The sequence below is a fragment of the Halogeometricum sp. S1BR25-6 genome (genome assembly GCF_031624495.1).
GTDB lineage: Archaea > Halobacteriota > Halobacteria > Halobacteriales > Haloferacaceae > Halogeometricum > Halogeometricum salsisoli.
In genome coordinates this window covers 714,604-737,473 of record NZ_JAMQOP010000001.1, presented here as the reverse complement: position 1 = coordinate 737,473, position 22,870 = coordinate 714,604, and the positions used below count along the sequence as shown (strand labels likewise).

23 protein-coding genes, 1 tRNA gene and 1 pseudogene are annotated in these 22,870 nt (G+C 69.0%); 6 read left to right on the top strand and 19 right to left on the bottom strand.

Translation table 11 applies throughout. The features are described from left to right. The first annotated feature begins 38 nt into the window (after nt 1-38). Complete coding sequence (locus NDI76_RS03885; protein WP_310922699.1) at nt 39-452, top strand: DUF8059 family membrane protein; 414 nt, start codon at nt 39-41, stop codon at nt 450-452. A 105-nt stretch (nt 453-557) separates the two neighbouring features. Then, entirely contained in the window at nt 558-1,007 is a 450-nt protein-coding gene (locus NDI76_RS03880; protein ID WP_310922698.1) for a universal stress protein, read from the top strand. 30 nt (nt 1,008-1,037) lie between these two features. Here NDI76_RS03880 and NDI76_RS03875 read toward each other — a convergent pair whose 3' ends face one another. Together NDI76_RS03875 and NDI76_RS03870 are read right to left on the bottom strand one after the other, a co-directional pair. Continuing rightward, on the bottom strand, nt 1,038-2,204 hold the full coding sequence (locus tag NDI76_RS03875) for a sugar-transfer associated ATP-grasp domain-containing protein (protein ID WP_310922697.1): 1,167 nt from the start codon (nt 2,202-2,204) through the stop codon (nt 1,038-1,040). A gap of 76 nt (nt 2,205-2,280) precedes the next feature. Beyond that, a complete protein-coding gene (locus NDI76_RS03870) occupies nt 2,281-3,459 on the bottom strand; it encodes a sugar-transfer associated ATP-grasp domain-containing protein (RefSeq protein ID WP_310922696.1) in 1,179 nt (392 codons plus the stop codon). Between the two features lie 253 nt (nt 3,460-3,712). Between NDI76_RS03870 and NDI76_RS03865 the strand changes: the two genes are divergently transcribed. The 3 genes and pseudogenes from NDI76_RS03865 to NDI76_RS22570 all read left to right on the top strand — a co-directional run bounded on the left by NDI76_RS03865 (nt 3,713) and on the right by NDI76_RS22570 (nt 7,933). Next, the gene (locus tag NDI76_RS03865; protein WP_310922695.1) at nt 3,713-5,230 is read left to right on the top strand and encodes a lipopolysaccharide biosynthesis protein; all 1,518 of its coding nucleotides are present in this window, start codon (nt 3,713-3,715) and stop codon (nt 5,228-5,230) included. A 132-nt stretch (nt 5,231-5,362) separates the two neighbouring features. Continuing rightward, nucleotides 5,363-7,273, top strand: coding sequence for an asparagine synthase-related protein (locus tag NDI76_RS03860; RefSeq protein ID WP_310922694.1), 1,911 nt, complete (start codon nt 5,363-5,365; stop codon nt 7,271-7,273). Nucleotides 7,274-7,540: 267 nt separating this feature from the next. Then, nucleotides 7,541-7,933, top strand: a pseudogene (locus NDI76_RS22570) (type II toxin-antitoxin system VapC family toxin). Between the two features lie 279 nt (nt 7,934-8,212). Here NDI76_RS22570 and NDI76_RS03850 read toward each other — a convergent pair. The 15 genes from NDI76_RS03850 to NDI76_RS03780 all read right to left on the bottom strand — a co-directional run bounded on the left by NDI76_RS03850 (nt 8,213) and on the right by NDI76_RS03780 (nt 20,848). After that, nucleotides 8,213-8,740: an ester cyclase gene (locus NDI76_RS03850; protein ID WP_310922692.1), complete on the bottom strand. Its 528-nt coding sequence runs from the start codon at nt 8,738-8,740 to the stop codon at nt 8,213-8,215. Between the two features lie 2 nt (nt 8,741-8,742). Beyond that, the gene (locus NDI76_RS03845) at nt 8,743-9,108 is read right to left on the bottom strand and encodes a cupin domain-containing protein (protein WP_310922691.1); all 366 of its coding nucleotides are present in this window, start codon (nt 9,106-9,108) and stop codon (nt 8,743-8,745) included. A gap of 206 nt (nt 9,109-9,314) precedes the next feature. After that, nucleotides 9,315-9,476, bottom strand: a complete 162-nt coding sequence (locus NDI76_RS03840) for a hypothetical protein (RefSeq protein WP_310922690.1) — start codon at nt 9,474-9,476, stop codon at nt 9,315-9,317. A 15-nt stretch (nt 9,477-9,491) separates the two neighbouring features. After that, nucleotides 9,492-10,280 carry a DUF7351 domain-containing protein gene (locus NDI76_RS03835; RefSeq protein ID WP_310922689.1) on the bottom strand — a complete coding sequence of 263 codons (789 nt, stop codon included), beginning with the start codon at nt 10,278-10,280 and terminating at the stop codon, nt 9,492-9,494. Between the two features lie 625 nt (nt 10,281-10,905). Beyond that, nucleotides 10,906-12,216 carry a cobyrinic acid a,c-diamide synthase CobB gene (locus NDI76_RS03830; protein WP_310923859.1) on the bottom strand — a complete coding sequence of 437 codons (1,311 nt, stop codon included), beginning with the start codon at nt 12,214-12,216 and terminating at the stop codon, nt 10,906-10,908. 62 nt (nt 12,217-12,278) lie between these two features. Then, on the bottom strand, nt 12,279-13,058 hold the full coding sequence (locus tag NDI76_RS03825) for an adenosylcobinamide amidohydrolase (RefSeq protein WP_310922688.1): 780 nt from the start codon (nt 13,056-13,058) through the stop codon (nt 12,279-12,281). Next, nucleotides 13,055-14,065 (bottom strand): aminotransferase class I/II-fold pyridoxal phosphate-dependent enzyme, encoded by a 1,011-nt coding sequence (locus NDI76_RS03820; RefSeq protein WP_310922687.1) that lies wholly within the window; start codon nt 14,063-14,065, stop codon nt 13,055-13,057. The genes NDI76_RS03825 and NDI76_RS03820 overlap by 4 nt, the downstream gene beginning before the upstream one ends. Beyond that, complete coding sequence (locus NDI76_RS03815) at nt 14,055-15,068, bottom strand: nicotinate-nucleotide--dimethylbenzimidazole phosphoribosyltransferase (RefSeq protein WP_310922686.1); 1,014 nt, start codon at nt 15,066-15,068, stop codon at nt 14,055-14,057. Before NDI76_RS03815 ends, NDI76_RS03820 begins: the two co-directional genes overlap by 11 nt. Next, nucleotides 15,059-15,640 carry an NTP transferase domain-containing protein gene (locus tag NDI76_RS03810; protein WP_310923858.1) on the bottom strand — a complete coding sequence of 194 codons (582 nt, stop codon included), beginning with the start codon at nt 15,638-15,640 and terminating at the stop codon, nt 15,059-15,061. The genes NDI76_RS03815 and NDI76_RS03810 overlap by 10 nt, the downstream gene beginning before the upstream one ends. Next, nucleotides 15,640-16,404, bottom strand: a complete 765-nt coding sequence (gene cobS / locus NDI76_RS03805; RefSeq protein WP_310922685.1) for an adenosylcobinamide-GDP ribazoletransferase — start codon at nt 16,402-16,404, stop codon at nt 15,640-15,642. The genes NDI76_RS03810 and cobS overlap by 1 nt, the downstream gene beginning before the upstream one ends. Continuing rightward, nucleotides 16,395-17,333, bottom strand: a complete 939-nt coding sequence (gene cbiB, locus NDI76_RS03800) for an adenosylcobinamide-phosphate synthase CbiB (RefSeq protein WP_310922684.1) — start codon at nt 17,331-17,333, stop codon at nt 16,395-16,397. Before cbiB ends, cobS begins: the two co-directional genes overlap by 10 nt. A 3-nt stretch (nt 17,334-17,336) precedes the next feature. Further along, nucleotides 17,337-17,987, bottom strand: coding sequence for an HAD family hydrolase (locus tag NDI76_RS03795; protein ID WP_310922683.1), 651 nt, complete (start codon nt 17,985-17,987; stop codon nt 17,337-17,339). A gap of 59 nt (nt 17,988-18,046) precedes the next feature. Further along, nucleotides 18,047-18,997 (bottom strand): DNA-3-methyladenine glycosylase family protein, encoded by a 951-nt coding sequence (locus tag NDI76_RS03790; protein WP_310922682.1) that lies wholly within the window; start codon nt 18,995-18,997, stop codon nt 18,047-18,049. Nucleotides 18,998-19,106: 109 nt separating this feature from the next. Beyond that, entirely contained in the window at nt 19,107-20,306 is a 1,200-nt protein-coding gene (locus NDI76_RS03785; RefSeq protein WP_310922681.1) for a M24 family metallopeptidase, read from the bottom strand. Between the two features lie 101 nt (nt 20,307-20,407). Then, nucleotides 20,408-20,848 (bottom strand): DUF5789 family protein, encoded by a 441-nt coding sequence (locus tag NDI76_RS03780; RefSeq protein ID WP_310922680.1) that lies wholly within the window; start codon nt 20,846-20,848, stop codon nt 20,408-20,410. 149 nt (nt 20,849-20,997) lie between these two features. Between NDI76_RS03780 and NDI76_RS03775 the strand changes: the two genes are divergently transcribed. Beyond that, nucleotides 20,998-21,480, top strand: a complete 483-nt coding sequence (locus NDI76_RS03775; protein WP_310922679.1) for a peroxiredoxin family protein — start codon at nt 20,998-21,000, stop codon at nt 21,478-21,480. A gap of 39 nt (nt 21,481-21,519) precedes the next feature. Here the strand turns inward: NDI76_RS03775 and NDI76_RS03770 are convergent, their stop codons facing one another. Next, complete coding sequence (locus tag NDI76_RS03770) at nt 21,520-22,509, bottom strand: aldo/keto reductase (protein ID WP_310922678.1); 990 nt, start codon at nt 22,507-22,509, stop codon at nt 21,520-21,522. Nucleotides 22,510-22,740: 231 nt separating this feature from the next. After that, nucleotides 22,741-22,814 (bottom strand) — tRNA-Tyr (locus NDI76_RS03765). Between the last annotated feature and the right edge of the window lie 56 nt (nt 22,815-22,870).

The window sequence follows — 22,870 nt, the reverse complement described above, 5'->3', positions numbered from 1 at the left end:
CGATAACAGTTATGCGGGATAATGAGTATCGTCAACATATGTCTCGGATACTCAAGACGTCGGGATTCCTGGGGCTGACGGTGATGATGGGCGTAGGGTTGTACATGGCGGTGCAGTTGGAGACGGGCGGCGGCGGGGCGTGGCTCGTGCCGGGCCACGCGCACATGGGCGTGCTGTCGATTCTGGCGGTCGTGATGGGGAGTCAGGTCGACGCGCTGAACGTCGCCGGGCGAGTCCGGCGAGCGACGACGGGGCTGTATCTGGTCGGACAGTGGATGCTTCCGCTCGCGGTGTGGGGCGTCTCGGCCACCGGAATCGCCGCCATCGGGATGTCGACGCTGCTGTGGGGACTCTGTCTCGTCGCCAGCATGCTGCTCATGGCGCACCAAGCGTGGACGGTCGACCGCCGGGAGCGTACGGGACCCGGAACGGCGACGGCGGCCGCGGACTGACCGCGGCGGCCGAACACGCCGCGCGTCTTTGAGGAGTCGAGCGCGCAGCGCCGCACGTGTTTCTCGAATTACACGCCTAATACGCTCGGCGCCGTACTCTCGGATATGCCGAACCACGTCCTCGTCCCCTTCGACGGGTCGCCGCTCGCCGAGCGAGCGCTGCGCTACGCCTGCGCGGAGTACGGAAGCGAGAGCATCACCGTCCTGTACGTCGTCGACGAAAACAGCGACGAGACGGCGGCGGCGGGGTGGGGCGACCACCCGAGCGAGTGGGACGACTGGCTCGACGAACGCCGCGACCACGCGCGAGACCTCTTCACCGTCGCCGAGGAGATAGCGGGCGAGAAAGACGTGCAGATTCGGACGGGCGTCGCGGTCGGTCAGGCCGCGGAGATGATCGTGAAGGCCGCCGAGGAGTACGGCGCGGACCTCATCGTCGTTGGCGTCCACGGGCAGTCGCGACTCGAAGAACTCGTCGTCGGGGACGTCGCCAGGACGCTGGTGCGGGAGTCGCCGATACCCGTCACCACCGTCCGAGAATCGGACGACCGATAGCCCGTCTCGGATCGACGCGCTCTCCGACGCCTACGCGAACCCGTGGTACTCGTAAAAGCGGCGCGTGCGCTCGTCCCGGAGGAGCGGCCCGTGGACCTGTAGGGTCTCCACGCCCGCGTGGGAGTTGAGTTCGAGAACGACGAACTCGCCCTCGCCGGTGACGACGACGTCCCACCCCACGCGCGGGAGGTACGGCATAGACGACGCCAGTTCGAGCAGTCGGTCGCGTATCGCCGACCAGCCCGGAATCTCCGTGCCCTCGATTCGCGCGTCGGTGTCGGGGTGGCGCTGAAACCACCGGCGCTCGTGGTCGTCGTCCGACCAGTAGGCGGCCGGGCCGAGCGTCCCGTCCTCTCGAATCTCGGCCGAGAGGCCGCCGCGACTCCAGTTGTCGACGGGCGCGGAGTCGGCCGTCCCGACGCGGTGGACCGCCTTCGAGACGAACGGTTCGTCGGCGTCGGGGTCCCAGAGGGTGAGCACGCGCAGCGTGTGCACCGCGTCGGGGAACAGGTCGTCGGCGTAGCCGGCCTGCTCGACGAACTCCCAGACGAGGTACTCCTCCAACTCCTCGACGAGCGCCGAGAACTCCGCCGCCGTCTTCGCCTCGCCGTTGACGAGATAGTCGCCGTTCGACCGGTCTCCGTCTTCGTCGTCTCCGCCGACCGCTTCACACACGTATACGCCGGACCCGCCGTAGCCGTAGATGGGCTTGAGCACCAGCGCACCCTCCCCGTCGAGGTGGTCGCGGAGCCACGGGACGGCGTCGATACGGCGCGGGCCCGACCCCTCGTAGGACGCGAACGCCGGCCGCCGCTTCAGTTCGCCGCCGTCGAGCACGCCGTAGAGGGCGGGCAGGTGCTCGCGGAACGCGTCGAGCAAGAGGTACTGGGCGAGCTTGTTCTTCACCACCGCGCCCCACGGCCCGCCGAGCGAGTCCAACCGTTCGAGCTGGTAGTCCGAGAGGTACTCGTCGTACCGGCCCTCCTCGACGTCGAAGAGGACGCCCGACCGACTGGTGAAGCCGTGTCGCCACAGCGAGAGCCGCCGCTCCCGTGGCAGCGAAACGGAGGAGCCGGAGACCACCTCCCGCTCGAAGAGCGTTTCCAGCACCGACAGCCGTCGGTAGACGGACTGCGTCGCCGTCGTCCCCGTCGGGGACGACTCGGACAACCGCGCCAGCAGGTCGTCGTCGATCATTTGCCGGTACTCGACGGCGTCCCGACTTAACCGACCCGGCTCGGAGACGACGGGTCGGGGTAGGTCGGCCGCTCGACTAGAGGCAGTCGTGGTGCTCGTAGAACGCGCGGACGCGCGGGTCCTCCAGCAGCGGCTTGTGCACCTGGAACGTCCGCGTCGCGGTGTGAGCGTTCACTTCGAGGACGACGAACTCGCCCTCGCCGGTGAGGACGATGTCCCAGCCGAGACGGGGGAGCGAGGGATACTCGGCGGCCATCTCCTCGATTTGCCGGCGGACGGACGACCACTCGGGCACGCGCGCGCCCTCGATTTGTTCGCCCGTGTCGGGGTGGGTGTCGAACCAGCGCACCTCGCCCTCCTCGGGGAGCCACTGGGCGCCGGCGCTCAACTCGTCGTCGTCGGTCACCATCGCGGAGAGGCCGCCGCTGCTCCAGTTGTCGACGGGCGCGGAGTCGGCCGTTCCGACGCGGTGGACGGCCCCCGAGACGAACGGCTCGTCGGCCTCGTAGTCCCACAGGGTGAGCACGCGCAGCGTGTTTGTCGACTCGGGATACAGGTCGTCGGCGTAGTCGGCCTGTTCGGCGAACTCCCAGGCGAGGTACTCCGAGAGGTCGTCGAGGAACGCCGCGAACTCCGCGTCCGTCTTCGCCTCGCCGTTGACGAGGTAGTCTTCGTTCGAGTCCTCCCCCTCGGGCCGCCGGCAGACGAACACGCCGCGGCCGCCGTGCCCGTAGATGGGCTTGAGCACCAGCGCCTCCCGGCGGCCGAGGTAGCGGTCGACCCACCGGACGGCGTCGTGGCGTTCGACGCCGTTCAACTCGTCGGACGGCGCCTCCCACGGCGCGGTGGGCATCGTCGGCGAACTGCGTCGGAGTTCGCCGTCGCCGACGACGCCGTAGCAGTCGGGCAGGTGCTCGGCGTAGGAACTGAACAGGAGGTAGAACGTCAGCTTGTTGCTCACGACGGTGTCCCACGGTTCGGCGATGTCGTTCGCCCGTTCGTGTTGCAGGTCGGAGACGAACTGCCGGTAGTTGTCCTCGTCGAGGTCGTACAGGGCGCTCGACCGACTCGTGAATCCACGCTGCCAGAGCCACAGACGCCGCTCGAACGGGATATCGACGGACAGACCGGTCGAGAGTTCCCGGTCGAGGAGCGTCGCGAAGATGGAGAGTCGGTCTGACAGTCCTCGGTAGCCGGCGCCCGCGCGGTCGCGGAGCGGTTTGAGGAGCGCGTATCGCAGGGAGTCCTCTCTCATTATAGTGTGAAGTCGACGCGTCCGTCACATAAAATCGGACTGGTCCGCCCCCGGAGACGTCCCGAGACGGCTGCTCCGAGTGAGAGCGAGAAACAGCTCGTGCGATAATGCCGTAGGTATAAGGACGACGCGCGAGAGAGCAACGAAGAGTGAGAGTACTCGATAGCGTCCTCGCTCCCGTTACCGACTGGGAGCCCTCGCCGAACCGGATTCTGCGGACTATCTCGGCGGCCGAGAGGAAGCCGCGACCGACATGCTCGACCGTTTGAAATCGGCCCTTCGGACCGTCCTCCGAACCCTCCGACCGGACGGCGACCTGATGTCGCAGACGGTGAAGTCCGGCATCTGGGCCGTCGGGACCAACCTCGGGTCGCGCGGGCTACAGGTCGTGATGATGATCATCCTCGCGCGCCTGCTCACCCCGAGAGACATCGGTCTCATGGGCATCGCGCTCGTGACGTACTCGGCGCTGAACCGGTTCTCCCGGCTCGGCATCGACCGGGCGCTCGTCCAGCGTCCCGAGGCGAACGTCGACGAGTACCTCGACAGCATGTGGGGGCTCCAGATGGCCCGCGGGGCGGTCATCGCGGCCGTCCTCGTCGTCGCCTCCCCGCTCGCGGCGTCGTTCTTCGGCGAACCCGTCGTCGAACCGATACTGAAGGCCATCGCCCTCTCGGCGCTCGTCGCCGGGCTGTTCAACCCGAGCATCGTCTACTTCGAGAAGTCCCTCGACCTGCACAAGAAGTTCGCGTTCAACATGAGCGGGTCGGTGACGGAGTTCGTCGTCGCCGTCTCCCTGGCGTTCGTCCTGGGCGACGTCTGGGCCATCGTCTACGGGTTCATCGCCGCCGACGTGGCGAAACTCGTCGCCTCCTACGCCCTGGACAGCCGCCGGCCGGGGTTCGACTTCCGGCTCGACCACGCCCGGGAGCTGTTCGGCTACGGCAAGTGGATCACCGCCACGAGCGGAATCAGCTTCCTCCTGGTCAGCGGCGACGACTGGGTGGTCGGCTGGCTCCTGACGACGGCCGCGCTCGGGTTCTACCAGATGGGCTACCGCCTCGGCAAGACGCCGACGATGGAGCTCTCGCGGAGCCTCTCGACGGTCGCGTTCCCCGTCTACTCGAAGCTCCAAGGCGACGCAGACGCGCTGGCCGACGCGGTGAACAAGACGGTCAGGGTCCTCTCGTTCGCGTCGTTCCCCGCCGCAGTCGGCGTCGTCTTGACCGCCGACCCGTTCGTCCGCGGGTTCCTCGGCGAGCAGTGGCTCCCCGTCATCCCGGTGATGCAGATCGTCGCCGTCTACGGGGCATTCTCCTCGCTCACATCCGCGTTCAACGACATCTGGAACGCCCTCGGCCACCCCGACTACAACACGAAGATCAACCTCCTCAGACTGGCGCTGACGGGGGCGCTCATCTACCCGGCGACGACCCGGTACGGCATCGTCGGGACCGTCGGCCTCATCGCGGGCGTGTTCGTCCTCGTCATCGTGCCCATCAAGGTTCACGTCGCCGTCCGCAGCGTGAACGGGAGCCACCGACGCTTCCTCACCGAGTTGATGTATCCGGTCCTCGCGAGCGCCGTTATGGGAGGCGCGCTGTACGCGCTTCGACCGGCTCTCTCCGGGATTCCCGCCATCGCGGAGTTCGTCTGCCTCGTCGTCGCCGGCGTCGCCGTCTACATCGCGGCGGTGGCCGTCGTCGAATCCCGCTCGACCTGGGAGATACGCAGCGACCTGGAAACCGTTCTCGGTGCCGTCCGAAGCTAACGACACCATGATATCACAGCACCATTCCCCCGACCCGACCCCCGCCGCGTCGCTCGAAGACCAACACGTACCCACCCGACAATGACAGGAATCTGTGGCGTCCTCGGCGCGCGAGACCACTCGATCGACGAGATGAGAGACGACCTCTCGTGGACGGGCGAGGAACAGCGCGGGCGGTTCGTCGACGAACGCGTCGCCGTCGGATGGTCGGCGCATCCCGGCGCCGAGAACGAGCAACCCGCCGAGACCGACGACGGAACGCTCGTGTGGGCGTACGGAAACGTCTGGGGGTACGAGAGCCCCGACGGCGACGACGGCTACCGCCCGCGCTCGGCGGACGACGCGGCGACCATCGCGGAATTCTGCGCCCGGCGGTACGAGGCCGACGGCGAGCAGTTCGCCGCCGGGCTAAACGGGTCGTTCGTCGTCGTCGTCTACGACGTCGACGAGCGCAAAGCCCACGTCGTCACCGACCGCCTCGGCACCCGCCCGGTGTACCGCGTCGACCCGGACGAGGAGACGTTCGTCTTCTCGACGCAGATGCAGTCGCTGCCCGTCCGCCCGAACGTCGACGCGGAGTTCGACGTGGAGTATCTGGCCGAGTACTTCACGCTCGGCGCCGTCGGCGGCGTGCGGACGCCCTTTACCGGCGTCGAGGAACTGCTTCCGTCCTCGATTACGACCGTCGACCTCGAATCGGGTACCGTCGACACCGAGCGCTACTGGCGGCCGCGGTACGACCCGGTCGACGAGCCGTTCTCGTCGTTCGCCGAGCGGTTCGTCGACCGGTTCGAGACGGTGCTCGAAGAGCGACTCGACCCCGACCTGACGTACGGACTGCTGCTCAGCGGCGGCAGCGACTCGCGGGCCATCCTCGCCGGCGTCGACCCCGACATCGACCTGCGCACCTACCACACCGCCGGCTGGCTGAACCGCGAGGCGCAGGTCGCAGAGCAGGTGGCGTTCGCGGCGGACCGCGAGTTCAGCCTGCTGCGGCGCGACCGGGACAACCACGCGCGCATGCTCGAATCGACGCCCAAGCAGATGAACTTCCACGGCCGGTTCAGCGAGGCCCACATCACGGAGTTCGGCGACCGCATCCGCGAGGAGGTCGACGTGCTCATCTCGGGGCTGGGCGCCGACACACTGTTCAGAGAGCACGCCTTCCCGTCGCCGCAGGTCCAGTTGGGTCCGCTCGGGAAGTTCGACCTCCCGATGGCTAAGCGGACGACGAGCGTGCGCGAGCACATCGAACGCCGCGCGAAGCCGCTCCCGGAGTACCTGGAGTGCTCTTCGGACCTCACCGAGATACTCGAACGGAACATCGTCTCGAACGACGGCGTCGACCACCACGGCGTGAACTACCGGTCGGTTCGCGAACTCGTCTTCTTCGACGACTTCTACCCGTTCTCGAACAAGTCCGACTACTTCTTCCACGCGCTGAACGGCATGACCTCGCACTGGAGTCCGTTCTTCGACAACCGCCTCGTCGAACTGGCGCTGGAACTCCCGATGCGACACCGGATGCGGCGGAACGTCATCGACGCGACGACGGTGGCGCTGGACGACGACCTCGCCCGAGTGCCGCACGCGTCGACGGGCGTCCCGCTCACGAAGTCGTTCCCCACTCAGTTCCTCCTGCACCACGCGAACGCGTTCTCCCGCAAGCACCTCTCGCCGGACCGCTCGCCCGAACCGTACATGTCGGACAAGCCGTGGACGAACTCCACGGAACTGCTCCGCACGCACGACTTCGCCCAGAAGAAGCTCCGCGAGAAGGCCCCGCTGATGGACGCACTGCCGTTCATCGACCGCGAGGCGGCGACGCGGGTCTATCAGGACCACCTGAACGGCGCCGAGCACACGTACGTGCTGTACACGCTGCTGTCGTTCCTCCAGATGCCCGCCGTTCAGCGAATGGCGCTGGGCACCGACGGCGAGGCCGAATCCGAGGTGTCGGACCCGGAGTCGAACCGGGGGTCTGAATCGGAGTCGGAGTCCGAGGTGGGCGAGGAAAAAGAGACGCAGACGAAACCGAACTGACGGACTCTGTTGAAACCCTCAGTAACTGACAGAACACACTTGCGAGATACAGAGGGTGTACCCGGTGAGGTGAATCTCGAACAGAGAAAACGATTTACAGGGAGTCTGCAAGCACCGACAATGGGTAGCTACGCAACACCGCGAATTGGACGATGAATCGTCAGACAACGACGAACCTCGGCCTCGACTCGGTGACCTGCTTTCAGGCCGACTTGCAGATGTCACTGTTGATTCCGTAGAAGCGGTACGTGACGAACGAAAGCGGGAATGAAGTTCTTTATCGATACGAACGTCTTCATCGCCAGTTTGACTGACGAACCGAGTCGTGGTGAGATTGCGACGCGGTTGCTCAACGGAGACCACGAGTTCTGCACATCTATTCTGAATCTCATGGAAATTCGGTCAGTCATGACGAAGAAGAAGCGCGTTGAGTAGGACCGCGTCGAAGCGGTGTTGTCGGACATCTACAGTAGCGTGGATATCTATGCACCCGAAATCAGTGACCAGATTACAGCGTATGAATTACAGCGAGATACTCTGCTCTACACAATGGACTGTGTGCTCCTCGCATTAGCGAACGATGTTGATGCGACCCTAGTTACCTTCGACGGAGAGTTGCTCAGTCACGGTGGTGTTGCACCGGAAGATTTGATCGAGTAGCTGCTTGGGCCAATTCTCGATGTAATCTACACATAGTGACAGATGCCGCCTGCTGAGTATAGAGGATGGCTTCAGCAGAGTTCTCCCGAGCGGATATTCACGTTCCCGACGCCATTCTCCACAACCACACAGGCTCCATCCGATACCGCCTCCCGGAACGGGTTGTCGAGTTCAGTCGCGGGGGCAGAGTCGGCACCCAACTCACCTCGGAACAGGGGTAGCGACGACCCCTCTCGAGCGACGAGGGAGAGCGGCCAGCCTCCGATTCCCTCCTCAACGTTATCGAGACGGGCGTAGCTTGCCGAGCAGGAGTTTCGGGAGCTGTCCGAGTATCGCCGGGAACGTCAGACCGAGCTGTTCGGCCGACTCCTGCATGTTCGTATGGAATCGGTGTTCGTCCACGACCCCGTCTTCGAGGCGGAGAACCGATACGCCACGGACATCGACCCGTCGACCCGTTGGGGGGAGGCTACCGAGTGGCCCTTCGTGGGTCATCGTCAGTCGGACCTCGTACATCGCCAGGGTCTCGTCGGTGAGCATATCGAGGACCGTGATCTCGAAGTCGGGGAACGCCGTCGTCAACAGTTCCATGAACTGGCGGAGTCCCTCCCGACCGTGGACTTCCCCCTTCGGTCCCGAAACCCCCGCTTCGGGTGCGGCGGGGTCGTACATCACGAACGTTTCGGAGACGAGTCGCGGGATCGCCGCGTAGTCCCGGTCGTTCCACATCGACACGTACGCTCTGGCGGTCGCCTCCGATTCGGCTGCGGCCTGCACGTCGACATCCGGTGGTGATTGCATCGTCATGGCTACGTCCTCAGCGTCGTCACACCGAGCGGCTCGACCGGCGCTTCGAACTCGGAGACAGTCGTTCGGTCCGAGAAGAATCCCAGGAACCGGGCGGTCTCAGGACCCGTGTTGCGGAACCCGTGGGGGACCATCGGCGGGACGACGACCAACTCGCCAGCCCCGATGCTCCCCGTCGCCTCGCCGGCCCACACCTCGACCTCGGAGCCGTCGAGACAGACGAGTATCTCCTCGGGGCTGTCCGTGTGAGTTGCCAACGTCGTTCTAGGGTCGAGTTCGAAGTAGACGACGTTGTGTCCACCCTCGAGTTCCAGGCCGGACGCGGCCGGGAACGCTGGAGAGAACGGGAAGTTCACCCTCGCGTCCATCTCCGAACCGGCTTGGGTGGTGCTGACGAGTTCGAGCTCGTCGAGACGGACCGTTTTCAGTGTTGCTTTCGTCGACATGTTCGACACCTCCTACGCCGAGCCCGGGCATTAGTATTCGGAGAATGATATTTCTCCCGGAAAAACTAGTGAAGAGTCCTTCTCCACGTGCTCAGAGGGGAGGAATCCGATAGCGGTGTCGAAGCCAGCTACTGAGAGATATCGACGACAGAGAGGTGTTCGTCGAGGGTCAGCGTCAGGGCGTCGTCCGCACCGATGGTGGTGGCCACACGGAGGGGACGTTCGGTGACGGTGGTTCGCACCTGCGTCCGAACGAGGTCGAAGAGTTCGTCCAGCGACGGTGCGAGCACTTCGGTCCCCCGAGCTTATAGGAATCCGATGACGGGTGCCAGTCCCATCACACACAGCTCGACGGGGAGCCGTTTGGCGAACCGACAGGTGTCACATCGCAGTTCACCCCACGCGACGAACGGTGTCCCACAGGCTCCGCAGAGTCGCTCGGGGGTGGCGTCGTGGTCGTCGCACACCGAGAGCGTCCCCCTGACGGCACTCGCACACTCGGGACAGACCCCCTGCATCAGGCACGTCAGGTCCAACATACACCGATAGAGTTCGGCCCGGAGCGCGTCGTCCGGCGTCCGCCCGGCCAGCCCCGGCGGCGGGAACGGTGCGTTCAGGAGCGTCCCATCCGGAGCCGCGTCGCCGAACAGCCCCGGACACTCGGTGCAGGCGAAACGGAGCCACTGGTCCTCGTACGTGACGGCCACAGCTGCACCGCACACCGGGCAGTCCGTACTCACCTCACCGGCCACCGTTGCGTCGTGGTCCCCCGCGATGGAGATGACGGTTCGGGCGATCCGCTTTCCGCCACCACTCAGTCGGTACCCGTCGGCGGTCTTTCGCACGAAGTGGGGGACGAGCTTCGAGAGGTGGTAGTTGAACCGGCCGTTGTCATCGACGTCGACACGCCGGCGGAGTTCCGAGAACGATATGGTCGACGTGCTGTCGTCGATATCGTCGTACGCGTGGAGGGCACCGGCACGCCACAGTACCCGGATGATGTTCAGTCGGGTCTCGTCTCCGAGGATGGCGAATGCCTCCTCCGGCGATACCCCGCCGAGGGTGGTGGCGGAAGCCGACTGGGTTTCATCCATGCTATCCTCTACTAAGTATCGGAGCATAAATGAGTCGCCGGGCATCACCATCAGGCACTGGCAGGGTGCTCGAGGCGCTATCCCGTGTGAAACGAGGTTCAGGTGCCGCCTCCCGGCTTACGTCTCCGACGGCAGTTTCGGCGACGAGCAGCCAGTCCCCACCGTCAGGGATGAACGAATCGAGAGTCCGTGTCTCGTCGGAATCGAGCGTGAGTACTCGCCGCTGTGGAGGCGTCCCTTGGAACGTCTCTGTCTAGCCTCCATCGTCTATTTGCCGGAGGTGAACGGTGACCGTGTGCGAGCTATCCCGATTCGTAATTTGGACATCTCCGCCGGAGACACGCTGGTCGAATCCGCACCCTGCCATCGCCGTTGTTCCAGCGGCCAGCAGCCCAATCATCGTCCGCCGGTGCATCATCCTTCGTTGTCGGAGGGCGGATTATAGGGGTTCTGGATACCCCGGAAACGAAGAAATTCGACTCGATACGCTGCTGCATTCGCGCTCTGTATTCAGCACGGCCTCAACAAACTATCGTCGGCAGAGGATTGTAACAGAGCCAACTGACACCGTCGAGTTACGAGTTACCGCCCGTTCCGGCCGCCGTCGCTCGGTCTCTTCTCGGTCTCACTCCGCCGCCGCGTCGAGGAACGCGTCGAACGCGCCCGACTCGGCGTGGAAGTGCGCGTACGTGCCGAGCGTCCGGTACTCCTCGATGCCGTCGTTCGCGCCGTCGACGCCCGCGCCGCGGACCACCTCGAACGCGAAGCGCGCGTCGGGGGCGGCCGTCGCCGCCGAGTAGTGGAACTCGTGGCCGCGCAGCGACTCGCCCGCGGACGCGACGAGCGAGTCCCGACGCGCCCGGTAGCCCACGTGGTCGAGGGCGACCGGTCCGTCGGTCATCCGCGTCGAGACGGGCAGGACGCCCGCCATCGCGTGCTCGTCTCCGTCCTCGGTCGTCAGCGTCTCGCCGAGAGCCATCAGCCCGCCGCACTCGCCGAAGACGGGCAGATCCTCCGCCGCGCGGTCCGCGATAGCCGACAGCGCCGGCGATTCGGCGAGGTCCGCGGCGCGCTTCTCGGGGTAGCCGCCGGGGAGGTAGACGGCGTCGCAGTCGGGCAGGTCGTCGCCCGCGACGGGCGCGAACGTCTCCACCGTCGCCCGCGCGGCGAGTTGCTCTCGAACGGAGGGGTAGACGAAGCGGAAGGCGTCGTCCTCGGCGACGGCGACGGTCAGACCGGTGGGGTCGGCCGGTCGCTCCGGCGGCGCGTCCACCCGCGGGCGGCGCGCCAGCGAGAGCAGTTCGTCCGCGTCGACGTGGCGGGCGGCGTCGTCGAGGGCGTCGTCGTCGACCGGGGACTCGCTCCCGGCGTGTAGGCCGAGATGTCTGTCGGGGATGTCGAGACCGTCCAGCGGCGGCGTCCGGCCGACGTAGTGCATCTCCTCGGGGACCGCCTCCCGGATGCCCTCCTCGTGCCGCCCGCCGTGAGCGCGGGCGGCGAGGAGGCCGACCACGTCCACGTCGTAGTCCATCCGGTCGGCGTAGGCGCGAAAGCCGAGCGCCGTCGCCGCGACGCTCTCCATCCCCGCCGTCGCGTCGACGACGAGGACGACCGGCAGGTCGAGGTCCGCGGCGACCGTGGCGGTGCTCACGTCGCCGTCGTACAGCCCCATCATCCCCTCGACGACGCAGACGTCGCCGTGGTCGGCCCCGCGGGCGTACGCCCGCTTGAGACCGTCCTCGCCCGTCATCCACGGGTCGAGCGTCCGCGACGGACGGCCGAGCGAGGCGGCGTGGTGGCTCGGGTCGATGAAGTCGGGGCCGGCCTTCGCCGCGACGGGCGTCCGACCGGCGCGTTCGAGGGCGCGGCAGACGGCCAGCGTCGCCACGGTCTTACCGACGCTCGATGCGGTCCCGGCGAGGACGACCCCCGGCAGGTCCGCGGGGACCGGTGTGTCGTTCATGACGATCCCCTCGGCGCGTTCGGAATAAAAGCTTCTCAGTCGTTCTCGCTCCCGAAAATCTCGGAGACGGACGCCCGCTCGTCGGTGACGACGCCGTACGCGGCGTCCGCGACGGAGGCGGGAACCTCGGAGTGACTCCCGCCGCCGTACCGCGAGTCGAGCGACGCGCAGAGGGCGTCTCGAACGCAGGCGCGTGCGGCCGACCCGACGTCGGTTGCGCTGCCGGAGTACGCCGCCGCCGCGCCCGCGGGGTCGCAGGCGGCCACGACGGCGTCCGTCGTCGTGCCCGGAAAGCCGGTTCGCGCGAGGAGCGTCGCGGCCTTCGCCTCGGCGGCGACGGCGACGAGGTTGGCGAGGGCGCCCGCGTCGAGGGCGCGCGTCGTGCCGACGAGGACGTTCACCGTGCCGACGGGCGTGCGGTCGCCCTCGTCGCTCGAATTGGGGGCGGTCGCTTCCCCGCCGCCGTCGACGGGAAGCGCCGCCGGGTTCGACACGCCCGCGGTGACGACGGCCTCGACGGGGCCGAGGCGGGCGCGGCGGGCGTGCCGCATCGAGACGCCCGTGAGGAGCGTCGGCCCCGACTCCTCGAACCCGGCCTCGGCGAGGCGGCGGCGGACGTAGCCGTCGACGTCCTGCTCGTCCCATCCTTCGGGGACGCTCACGTTGTACGCGACGGGACCGGTCGAGGGGCCGCCGGCGTGGCCCGTCGAGAGCCACCGCGTCTCGGGTCTCCGAAGCCGACAGACCCCGTCGCGGACGACCGACTGGAAGACCGGGTCGACGTCGGGGTCGGAACCAGCGTCTCCGCCGGTCATGCGAACGCCGAGAGCGCGTCGACGAGGGCCTCGTTCTCCTCCGGGAGGCGGACGGCCACCCGGACGTGCGAATCCAGCGTCGGGAACGTCCGCGCGTCGCGCAGGGCGAACCCGCGTTCTCGGGCGTGCGCGAGGAGGGCGTCCACGTCGCCGTCTACCCCGAGGAGGAGGAACGGGGCGTCGGAGGGGAACACCTCGAAGTCGGCTTCGAGGCGGTCGCGCATCCGCGCTCGCTCCGCGGCGACGCGCGCCTTCGTCTCCTCGACGAACGTCGACTGCCGCATGCAGTGCGCGCCCACGGCCGCCGCGGGCACCGAGAGTCCCCACGTTGGCCGCGCGGCGTCGAGTCCGTCGCCGAGGCCGCCCGTCGCGACGGCGAATCCCGCGCGCAGACCGGGGAGACCGAACATCTTCGTCAGCGACCGAGCGACGATAGCGCCCGATTTACCCGCGAGGCTCGGGTCGTCGGTGAAGTCGAGGAACGCCTCGTCGACGACGAGGGCGGTGTCGGCCGCGCGGCACCGCGCGAGGAAGTCGCGCAGGTCGTCGGGGGCGGCCGCCTCACCCGTCGGGTTGTTCGGCGTACAGACGACGGCGGCGGCGTACTCCGCCGGGTCCGCTTCCAAAATCCCGTCGTGAGCGACCGGGACGGGCGTCGCCCCCTGTAAGCGAATCTCGCGGTCGTACTCGCCGAAACTGGGTTCGGGGACGAGCACGTCGTCGCCGGGGGCGACGGTGACGCCGAACGCGAGGCGGAGGGCGGTCAACCCGCCCGCCGTCGGGACCACGTCGCTCGGGTCGCAGTCGACGTAGTCGGCGGCCGCGGCCCGGTAGTCGGCGTACTCGTCGTCGGGGTAGCGCGTCGCCGGACCGTACGCCGCGTCGTAGGCGGCAGCGGTGCCGGGCGGCCGCTTCGGGTTCGTGTTCGCGCTGAAGTCGACGACGGCGGGGTCGCCGTCGCCGCCGTGAGGCACTCTCGACACCGACGACGCCGAGTCAGGGTCCATCGTCGGAGCGCAGGCGGGCCAGCACGTCAAGTGTGGCGGTGGTCACCTCGTCCAGGCGCCCGGCGCGCGCCGCGAGGTGGAGGGCGCCGCCCATCGCCGCCCCCTCCTTGGCGACGCCGTCGGCGTAGGCCGAGAGGGGACCGGGGTCGACGCCGCCCGCCCCGTCGCCGTCGCCGCCGAATCCGGGGTCGGTGACGACGAGGTTCACGTCGTGCGCCGCCGCGGCCGCCGCCAGTTCCGGTACGTCGTCGGCGAGATAGGAGGTGGTCGCCAGCGTCAGCGGTCCGACGACGCCCGCGTGGCGGACGAGGGCGGCGACGGCGAGCATCTGCGTACCGCCGCCGAGAATCACCTCGGTCTCGGATTCGAGCGCTCCCGCGACGAGTCCGCTCGCGACGGCCAACACGGGGTCGCCCACGAACCGCACGGCGAGTTCGGGCGCGTGCGCCGCACGCCCCGGTTCGAGGTCGGAGGACGCGAACGCCTCCTCGACGACTCGTTCCTTCAGTTCGACGGGGTTCTCCGGCAGCGACGAGGACGTGGGCCACTCCTCGCCGAGGGCGCGGAGGACGGCCTGCGCCGTTGTCGTCCCCCCCGGTATGGTCTCGCCGACGACGACTTTCTCGTCCGGCAGGGCGCGGCCGAACTGCCGGGCGGCGGCGAACGCGCCGGGCGCGGTCTGCACCGGGTCCGCCTCGCCGATGTCGCGGCCGGGGGCGGCACCCATCGAGACGGTCGGCGCGCCCGTCGGTTCGGCGAGGCCGCCGTCGACGACGGTGGCGTCGAACCCCAGCAGTTCGCGGACGGCGCGGGTGACGGCCGCCGGCGTCGGACACCCGGTCGGACTGACGGGCGTGACCGGCGCGCGGACGGTGTCACCGTAGGTCAGAATCTCCGCGTCGGCGCTCGGCGTGTGGCACAGCAGGTCGCGCGTCGCGCCCGCGGCGCTCAGCCCCTCCCGTTCGGCCGTGCGGGTCGTCCCCGCGACGAGTATCAGTCGCACAGCGCCTCCGCGCGTTCGAGGTCCGACGGTCGGTTCACGTTCACCGCGAGGCGGTCGTCGCACGTCAACTGCACGGTGTCGTCCCCGCTCCCGACGACGTTCAGCCCCGTCGGCGCGAGTTCCCGTCCGTCCTCCCCCCGAAAGGTCGTATCCGCGGAGACGCCGAGGCGGCGCTTCAGGTCGGCGGGGACGCAGACGGTGACCGAACGGGGGTCGTCTGCATTGCCGGCATCGCCCCCGTGGTCGAAACTCTCCGCAATCGCGTCATCCACGTGTTCGGGTTCGAGGAGCGGCAGGTCGGCGGCGGCGGTGACGACCGGTCTCCCGACCGAATCGAGCGCGGCGGTCAAATCGGAGACGTAGCCCTCGCCGGACGTCTCGACGACGGCGAGGCCCATCTCGCGGACGCGCTCGGCCGTCTCCGGCGCGTTATTCGAGACGGCCGCGTGGACCGTCTCGGCGCGACTCTCCCGGAGCGCCGCGGCGACGCGTTCGACCATGGGGACGCCGCAGACGGGGACGAGGGGCTTTTCGACCCTGCCGCCGAGGCGGGTGCCCCGCCCGCCGCACATCAGAAGAGCGTCCACGCCACCACCCCCGCGTGGACGCCGACGACGCGCCCGAGTTCGTTCGCCGCGCCCAGCACGTCGCCGCTGACGCCGCCGAGATGGTTCTCTCCCCAGCGCCCGACGAGGAGCGCCGTCGCGACGGGTGTGAGCGCCGCGGCGACGACACCCCCGGTGCCCAAGGCGGGCGCGACGAGGAGGAGGGGGAGGAGAGCGACGGCGACGGGGAGGAGGTTCGCGGCGTCGTTGGCGTCGAGGAGCGCCGACCCCATCCCCTCGTGGGCGCTCTGGGCGGTACAGACGAGCGTCGCCATCCCCGTCTTCGCGCCGACTTCGGCCGCGAGGGCGAGAGCGAAGGCGGTTCTCGGGAGGGTGCCCGCGACGCCGAGCGCGCCGAGTCCGAGGGCGACGAGGCAAAGACAGAGCGCCAGCGCGCCGCCGACGCCCGTCTGCGAATCTTTGAGCACCGAGAGCCGACGCTCGGCGTCGCCGTGGACGGCCGCCGCGTCGCCGACGTCCGCGAGGCCGTCGGCGTGCGCGACGCCCGTGAGGAGGTAGAGGGTGGCGAGGTACAGCGCCGCCGCCGTCGGCACGGGCACGGGAAGCAGGAGGGGAAGCGCCGCGAGGGCGCCGACGAGGTAGCCGACGAGCGTGAACGCGAGCGGCGTGCGCCGGAACGCCTCCCACGACGCCTCGTCGCTCCCGACGGGGAGGCGGGTGAGGAAGGCGACGCCGCCGCGGAGGGCGGCCGGAAGGGGGATTAGGCCCACGCCACCACCCCCGCGAGGGCGAACGCGAGCAGTCCCGCGCGGTTCGTCACCCGGACGGCGCGCGTCGCGTCGGCCGTCGTCGGCAGCGGCGTGCCCGCCTCGTCGGACGCCGGGTCGAGGTCGTAGACGCCCGGCTTGACGAGTCGCGCCGGGAGGACGGCCGCCATCGTCGCCATCGGCCACCCGGAGTTCGGCGAGGGGGGCCGGCGCGCGAGCGTCCGGACGCGGGCGGAGAGCGGGAGGGAGAACTGAAAGACCGAAGCGGCGAGGAGCACGGCCGAGAGTCGGGCCGGGAGCCACATGACGGCGTCGTCGAGGCGGGCGGGCGCCTCGCCGACGGGGTTCGTCCGGTAGCCGAACATCGAGTCGAGCGTGTTGACACCCTTCACCCACGCGGCGGCGGCCGCGGCGAGAGGGAGCGAGACGGGCGCGCAGACGGCGAACGCGAGGAGAGGTGCGACGAGGCCGTCCGCGAGGTTCTCCGCGACGCTCTCGACGGCGGCCGAGCGAACGTGCGCGGCGTCCAACGCCGAGGCGTCGCGGCCGGCGAGGGCGCGCAACTCGCGTCGGGCGGTTTCGAGGTCCGCGTCGGCCGCGAGCGTCACGTCGCGGGCGGCGTCCAGCAGCATCCGGAGGCTGGTCGTCGAGAACAGCAGGAGGCCGGCGAGGACGGCGCCGACCCACGGCGAGAGGACTCCACCCGCGGCGACGACGGCACCCGCGACGGCGGCGAAGCCGACGGGAACGAGGAGGGCGAGGAGGACGCCGCGGAGTCGCGGGTGCGACGGCGGCGACGACTGCGACTGGAGTTCCGGACGCGAGAGGAGGCGACCGAGGAGGGCGACGGGGTGGACGCGCGCCGGCGGTTCGGCGAACGCCGCGTCGAGGCCGGCCGCGAGTGCGACGACGAGGGCGGCGCTCGCGGGCACGGCTCAGCCCTCCGAGACGAACTCGGAGAGCGAGGCGCCGCGGCGGAGGGCGTCCGCGAACGCCTCGAAGTCGGTCTCGGTCGCGTCGACGAAGCGGCCGCCGACGCCGGAGACGCCGCCGTCGGCGTACGAGTTGTCGCCGACGTGGACGAGCGTCTCGGGGGCGACGTCGAGGCGGCCGGCGAGCGTCTTGAACGCCCGCGGGTCGGGCTTGCGCCACCCGCAGGCGACGCTGGACACCGTCGCGGCGAACACGTCGCGGTCGACGTTCGAGCGGATGAGCGTCCGCGCGACGAGTTCGGGGACCGAGCAGTTCGAGAACAGACCGACGGGGCCGCGTTCGGCGGCGGCGACGACGGCGTCGGCCGCGCCGGGGCGCGTCCGCACCTCGGGGTCGAACGCGGCGACGACGGCGCGACGCGCGGCGTTCGCGGGGGCGTCGACGCCGCGAGAGCGGAGGGCGGCCGAGACGTGCGCGGGGAGGGGGACTTCGGCCCCCTCCGGCGCGTCGATGTGGACCTCGGCGTAGGCGTCCGCCCAGTCGTCCGGGACGGCGACGTCCCTGTCGCGGAGTTCGGCCGCGACGGCCGCCGCGGGGTCGGCCGGCCGGGCCGCGTCGACGAGCGTGCCGAACAGGTCGAACGAGACTGCCACTACCAGTGAATTGGCGAAATCGGACTTGAAGCTGCCGGACGGGGGTCGGAGGACGACGCTCACTCCTCGTCGAGGAGGGCGTCGACGTGCAGGTAGTGCGCCCAGTACCCCCGATACTCCCCGTAGGGTTCCGCGAGGCGGCGAACCGTCTCCTCGGTGGGGTCCTCGACGCCGTACGCCTCGCCGACGAGCGAACGGAGGCGGGCCGCCGTCGTCGGCAGCACCGACGCCCGACCGAACCCGCGGAACGCCACGAACGCGGCGGCGCGCGGGCCGAACCCCCGGAGCGACGCGAGTCGGTCCCGCAGGTCGTCCGTCCCGAGTTCGCGCAGGTCCGACCCCGACGCCGCGAACAGTTCGGCGGCGGCGAGTATCGACTCCGAGTCGTCGGCGCGGTCGGGGTCGGTCCGGTCGGTCGCGGACCGCCTCTCCCCGTCCGCCGCGGTCCCCTCGACGGCGGTTCGCACGGCGCCGGGATTCGCCCGGACCGTCCGGGCCGTCGGGAACAGCGACACCGTCTCCCCGTCGACGACGGCGACGCGGCCGAGTTCGCGAACGAGCGAGTCGCGGCGGGCGGCGGCGACCGGGGTGGTCGTCCGCCGGGAGAGCGCCGCCCAGCAGGCCGCCTCGAACGGCGTCGGGAAGCGGACGTGGTGGTAGCCGCGGAGTTCGGCGGCCACGGGCGCGAACGCCTCGTCGTCGGCCGCCGCGTCGTACAGCGGCGTCGGGTCGTCGGACAGCGAGAGGAAGGCGTCGAGGTGGGCGGCGACGGCCGACCCGTCGCCGCGGCCGTCGAGCCAATCGACGTGCGCGCGGACCGCGTCCGGCCCGTCCGGGGAGAGGTGCGCGACGAACGGTTCGGGCGCGAACCCGCCGGTCACGAGTGCGTCGCGGGGGGTGTACCGCCCGCCCGCGGGAGGCGCGGCGCGGTCGAGGACCGACGCCGAGCGGGCGAACGCGAACGGCGGTTCCGCCGGGAGCGCGAGCGTCGTGTCCGCGGAGAGCGACATACGAATCGTGTGGCCGCCATCACGTATGAACCTCGGCAAAGGGCGCGGCGGAAGTGAAAGTGAAACGGCGGGACGCGACAAGAGGATGGCGGGGAAGGCGAGTGAGAGCTTACCTGATGACGTTCGACTCCAGGTCCCGCGGGAAGTTGGTGAGCGTCTCCGTGCCCGTGTCGGTGACGGCAACGGTGTCGGAGTGGCGGTAGCCCGCCTCCTCGGTGTAGAGGCCGGGTTCGATGGTGTAGACGTGTCCGGGCGCCATCGTCGCGTCGGACTCGGTCAGGTCGGTGTGCTCGGAGGCGCAGTGGTCCGCCCATCCGGTGTCGATGTACGGGGGTTCGTGGCCGCCGAGACCGATGTTGTGACCGACGTGGTGTTGTGCGAGGTCGGCGACGCCGTGCTCCTCAAAGTAGGCGGTCACCTCGTCGTCGACGTACGCGAGTTCGACGCCGGGACCGAGGGCGTCGATGGCGACGGTCTGCGCCTCCAGCATGAGTTCGAAGTAGTGTTCGTCCTCGGCGGTGTAGTCGCCGACGAACATCGTGCGTTCGAGTTCCGAGTGGTAGCCGTCGACGTCGGCCGAAGCGCCCGTGATGAGCACGTCGCCCTTCGAGAGGCGCTCGTTCGGCGTGTGACCGTGCGGGAGCGCCGTTTCGCGGCCGCTGATGTAGCCCGCGGTGACCGGGCCGTCGCCGCGGACGCGCACGGAGTAGCGGCTTCCGAGCGTGTCGAGCATCGCGCGCGAGGCGTCCGTCGAGGCGCGCTGAGAGACCGTCGCCGGGTGCGCGCCGACCTCGGTGTAGTCCGCGAGATAGCGGTGGCCGAGATTGGCCCACTTGGCCGACTCGCGGATGAGGTCCACCTCCGAATCGGTCTTCTCCCAGCGCATGCGCGTCACCCACCCTTGGGTCTCCACGTCGACGAACTCCGAGAGCGGCGGGCCTTGGTAGCCCATCGTCCCCGACGCGCCGTCGCTGTCGGCGACGACGGCGTCGACGTTCCGTTCGGAGAGCATCTCGGCCGCGGTGCGAATCGGGTCGCCGCCGGGGTAGTCGAAGTAATGGTGGACGCCGTCGATGCGGGGGTTCTCCCGCACGCGTTCGACCTCCAGGCGGGGCACCGTTATCTCCGCGCGGTCGTCGGTCACGGCGAGGACGACGGGGCGTTCGGTCGGAACGTGGTGGAAGCCGGTGAGGTACTCGATGCTCGTCGCGCCGAACCAGACCGCGGCGTCAGCGTCAGTGTCGGCCAGTCGGCCGCGGACGGCGTCGAGTCGGGTCGCGTACTCCGCGGCGGGAAGAGTCGTTGCCATGTGAGAAGGGCCGGTCGCCGTCCCCTTGATACCTGAGGAGGCGGCCAGTCGGGTGTGAAATCGGATCGAGAAGGGAGCGGTGTGCGGCGGAGCGGGACGGACTACCGCTCTTCGGGCAGGTCGCGCCGTTCGGTGTCGTCGTCGGCCGCCACGTCGTCCATGATGGTCTCGCCGTCGACGTCGTTTCGGGCGCTCCCCCCTTCGGCGCGGTCCACGGCGCCGAGGTCGCGTTCCTCGTTGTACTCTTCGGTGCCGCCGGACTCGCCGGTGACGGCGCCGTAGACGGCCTCGCGGACCTCCTCGGCGTTGTCGTACTCCTCCTCGTCCTCGAGTCGGTCGAACACCGACCCGAGCGACTCCGTCTCGTTCGGCATGTCGATGGGGTGGTCGCCGTACTCCTCGGCGAGTTCCTCCGAGCGCACGGGGAACTTCTGCTCGTCGCGGACGAGCGACTCCGTCTCCTCGAGGATGTTCTCGACGCTCTCGGCGCGTTCGTGCTTGCGGTCCGACGCACGGTTGAGGTCGCGTTCATCGCTCGGCATGGGTCGAGATAGCGTCGCTGCGCCCAAAGGCGTGACGGGCGGTCGGAGCCGACGGGAGTCGCCGGGTCGCTCCGGTATCCGTCGGTCCTGCGCGCCCGCCGCGGAACCGCCGTGTGACTATGAGGGAGACGGCCCACCGTCCGACCACGATGAGTCTCGAAGGTTCTGACGCGCCCGACTTCACGCTCGAAAGCACGAACGGCGGCGAGACGACGCTCTCGGAGACGCTCGAGGACGGACCCACTGTCGTCCTCGTCAACCGCGGTCACTGGTGTAGCTTCTGTGCGGAACAGCTTCAGACGTTCTCGGAGGTGTCGTACGACCTCTGGTTCCACGACAACGTCGATATCCTCCCCGTCGTGACGGACCCCCTCGGACCGCTGACGGAGATGCGGGACCGCTACGACCTCGACCTGCAACTGCTGGCCGACCCGGACGGCGAGGTGGTCGAGGAGTACAGCGGAACGGAGGAGACGAGCCACGGCCTGACGGGCATCGCCGCCACGTACGTGATAGACGAAGAGGGCGTCGTGCGGTACGAGCAGGTCGCCGACCACCCCGCCGACCGCACGCAGGGTAACTGGGTTCGCTACTTCATCCGCAACGGCTACGAGGACCCGTTCGAGGGCTGAGCGGCTTCGGTCCGGTCTCGTCGTCTCGGTTCGGACCGCTCACCAGCGGTGGTGGACGTGCTCGCGCACGGAGTCGTCGTACACGTCCTCGACCCGTCGGTGTCTGTCGACGGACAGCGACGGCAGCGACGACACCCCGACGTTGTCCGCGATGTGGTCGGGGTCGAGCGACCCGGGGATGATGGTCGTCACCGCGTCGTGGTCGAGAATCCAGCGGAGGGTGAACTGCGCCATCGTCGCGTTCTCCGGGACGACCGATTCGAGTTCCTCGGCCGCCTCGACGCCCGTCTCGAACGGGACGCCCGCGAACGTCTCTCCCACGTCGAACGCCTCGCCCTCGCGGTTGTAGTTGCGGTGGTCCTCCTCGGGGAACTCCGCGTCCTCGTCGAACGCGCCCGCGAGGAGGCCCGACGCGAGGGGGACGCGGACGACGACGCCCACGTTCCGCTTCTCGGCCTCGCGCAGGAACCGCTCGGCGGGCCGCTGGCGGAACGGGTTGAAGATGATCTGTACCGACTCGACGCCGGGGTACTCGATGGCTTTCAGCCCCTGTTCGACTTTCTCGACGCTGACGCCGTAGTGGGCGAGTTTGCCCGCCTCGCGGAGGTCCGACAGCGCCTCGAACGTCTCCGGGCGGTAGTACGTCTCCCACGGCGGGCAGTGCAGTTGCAGGAGGTCCAGCGTCTCGACGCCGAGTTTCTCGCGGCTTCGGTCGACGAAGCGTTCGAGGTTGTCGGCGTCGTAGCCGTCTGACTCGTGCGGGTCGAGGCGTCGACCCGCCTTCGTCGCCACCGTCACCTCGTCCCACGCGTCGCGTTCGTCGAGCACCTCGCCGACGAGGCGTTCGCTCCGCCCGTCGCCGTACACGTCGGCGGTATCGAGGAAATCGATGCCTTCGTTGAGGGCGGCGCGGACGGCCTCGCGCCCCTCCTCGTCGGTGAGTTCCCCCCAGTCGCCGCCGAGTTGCCACGTTCCGAGTCCGATCTCCGTCACGTCGAACCCGGTGGTTCCGAGCGTCCGTTTGTCCATAGGCTGATACCGGGCGGAACGAGTGTAAGTGTGGGGCAAAGCGGCAGAACGGTCGGCGTCTCGGTCGCTCCGCTCCTGGCTACCGCGGCGATTTGAACTCGCTCACTTCGCCCGCAGGAAAAGTCCGCTCTCCCCGAATTGAACGCCGGAAGACATTCCGGGTGGCACACTGCGTTCGCTCCCGGGCTGTGACTTCCGTGCACAATTCGCTCGATCGGATGTACAAGTTAATCCGCTCTCCCCGAATTGAACGGGGGACATGCCGATCTACAGTCGGCTGCTCTACCAGGCTGAGCTAAGAGCGGGCACCCGTCCGTAGCCCGTCACCCGTTTTAACGGTTGCCACTTGCCGACGGCGGCG

Coding starts and splice junctions, on each gene's coding strand:
- NDI76_RS03885 (WP_310922699.1), top strand. CDS start 39: ATGTCTCGGATACTCAAGACGTCGGGATTCCTGGGGCTGACGGTGATG.
- NDI76_RS03880 (WP_310922698.1), top strand. CDS start 558: ATGCCGAACCACGTCCTCGTCCCCTTCGACGGGTCGCCGCTCGCCGAG.
- NDI76_RS03875 (WP_310922697.1), bottom strand. CDS start 2,204: ATGATCGACGACGACCTGCTGGCGCGGTTGTCCGAGTCGTCCCCGACG.
- NDI76_RS03870 (WP_310922696.1), bottom strand. CDS start 3,459: ATGAGAGAGGACTCCCTGCGATACGCGCTCCTCAAACCGCTCCGCGAC.
- NDI76_RS03865 (WP_310922695.1), top strand. CDS start 3,713: ATGCTCGACCGTTTGAAATCGGCCCTTCGGACCGTCCTCCGAACCCTC.
- NDI76_RS03860 (WP_310922694.1), top strand. CDS start 5,363: ATGAGAGACGACCTCTCGTGGACGGGCGAGGAACAGCGCGGGCGGTTC.
- NDI76_RS03850 (WP_310922692.1), bottom strand. CDS start 8,740: ATGACGATGCAATCACCACCGGATGTCGACGTGCAGGCCGCAGCCGAA.
- NDI76_RS03845 (WP_310922691.1), bottom strand. CDS start 9,108: ATGGACGCGAGGGTGAACTTCCCGTTCTCTCCAGCGTTCCCGGCCGCG.
- NDI76_RS03835 (WP_310922689.1), bottom strand. CDS start 10,280: ATGGATGAAACCCAGTCGGCTTCCGCCACCACCCTCGGCGGGGTATCG.
- NDI76_RS03825 (WP_310922688.1), bottom strand. CDS start 13,058: ATGACCGGCGGAGACGCTGGTTCCGACCCCGACGTCGACCCGGTCTTC.
- NDI76_RS03820 (WP_310922687.1), bottom strand. CDS start 14,065: ATGGACCCTGACTCGGCGTCGTCGGTGTCGAGAGTGCCTCACGGCGGC.
- NDI76_RS03810 (WP_310923858.1), bottom strand. CDS start 15,640: ATGTGCGGCGGGCGGGGCACCCGCCTCGGCGGCAGGGTCGAAAAGCCC.
- NDI76_RS03790 (WP_310922682.1), bottom strand. CDS start 18,997: ATGTCGCTCTCCGCGGACACGACGCTCGCGCTCCCGGCGGAACCGCCG.
- NDI76_RS03785 (WP_310922681.1), bottom strand. CDS start 20,306: ATGGCAACGACTCTTCCCGCCGCGGAGTACGCGACCCGACTCGACGCC.
- NDI76_RS03780 (WP_310922680.1), bottom strand. CDS start 20,848: ATGCCGAGCGATGAACGCGACCTCAACCGTGCGTCGGACCGCAAGCAC.
- NDI76_RS03775 (WP_310922679.1), top strand. CDS start 20,998: ATGAGTCTCGAAGGTTCTGACGCGCCCGACTTCACGCTCGAAAGCACG.
- NDI76_RS03770 (WP_310922678.1), bottom strand. CDS start 22,509: ATGGACAAACGGACGCTCGGAACCACCGGGTTCGACGTGACGGAGATC.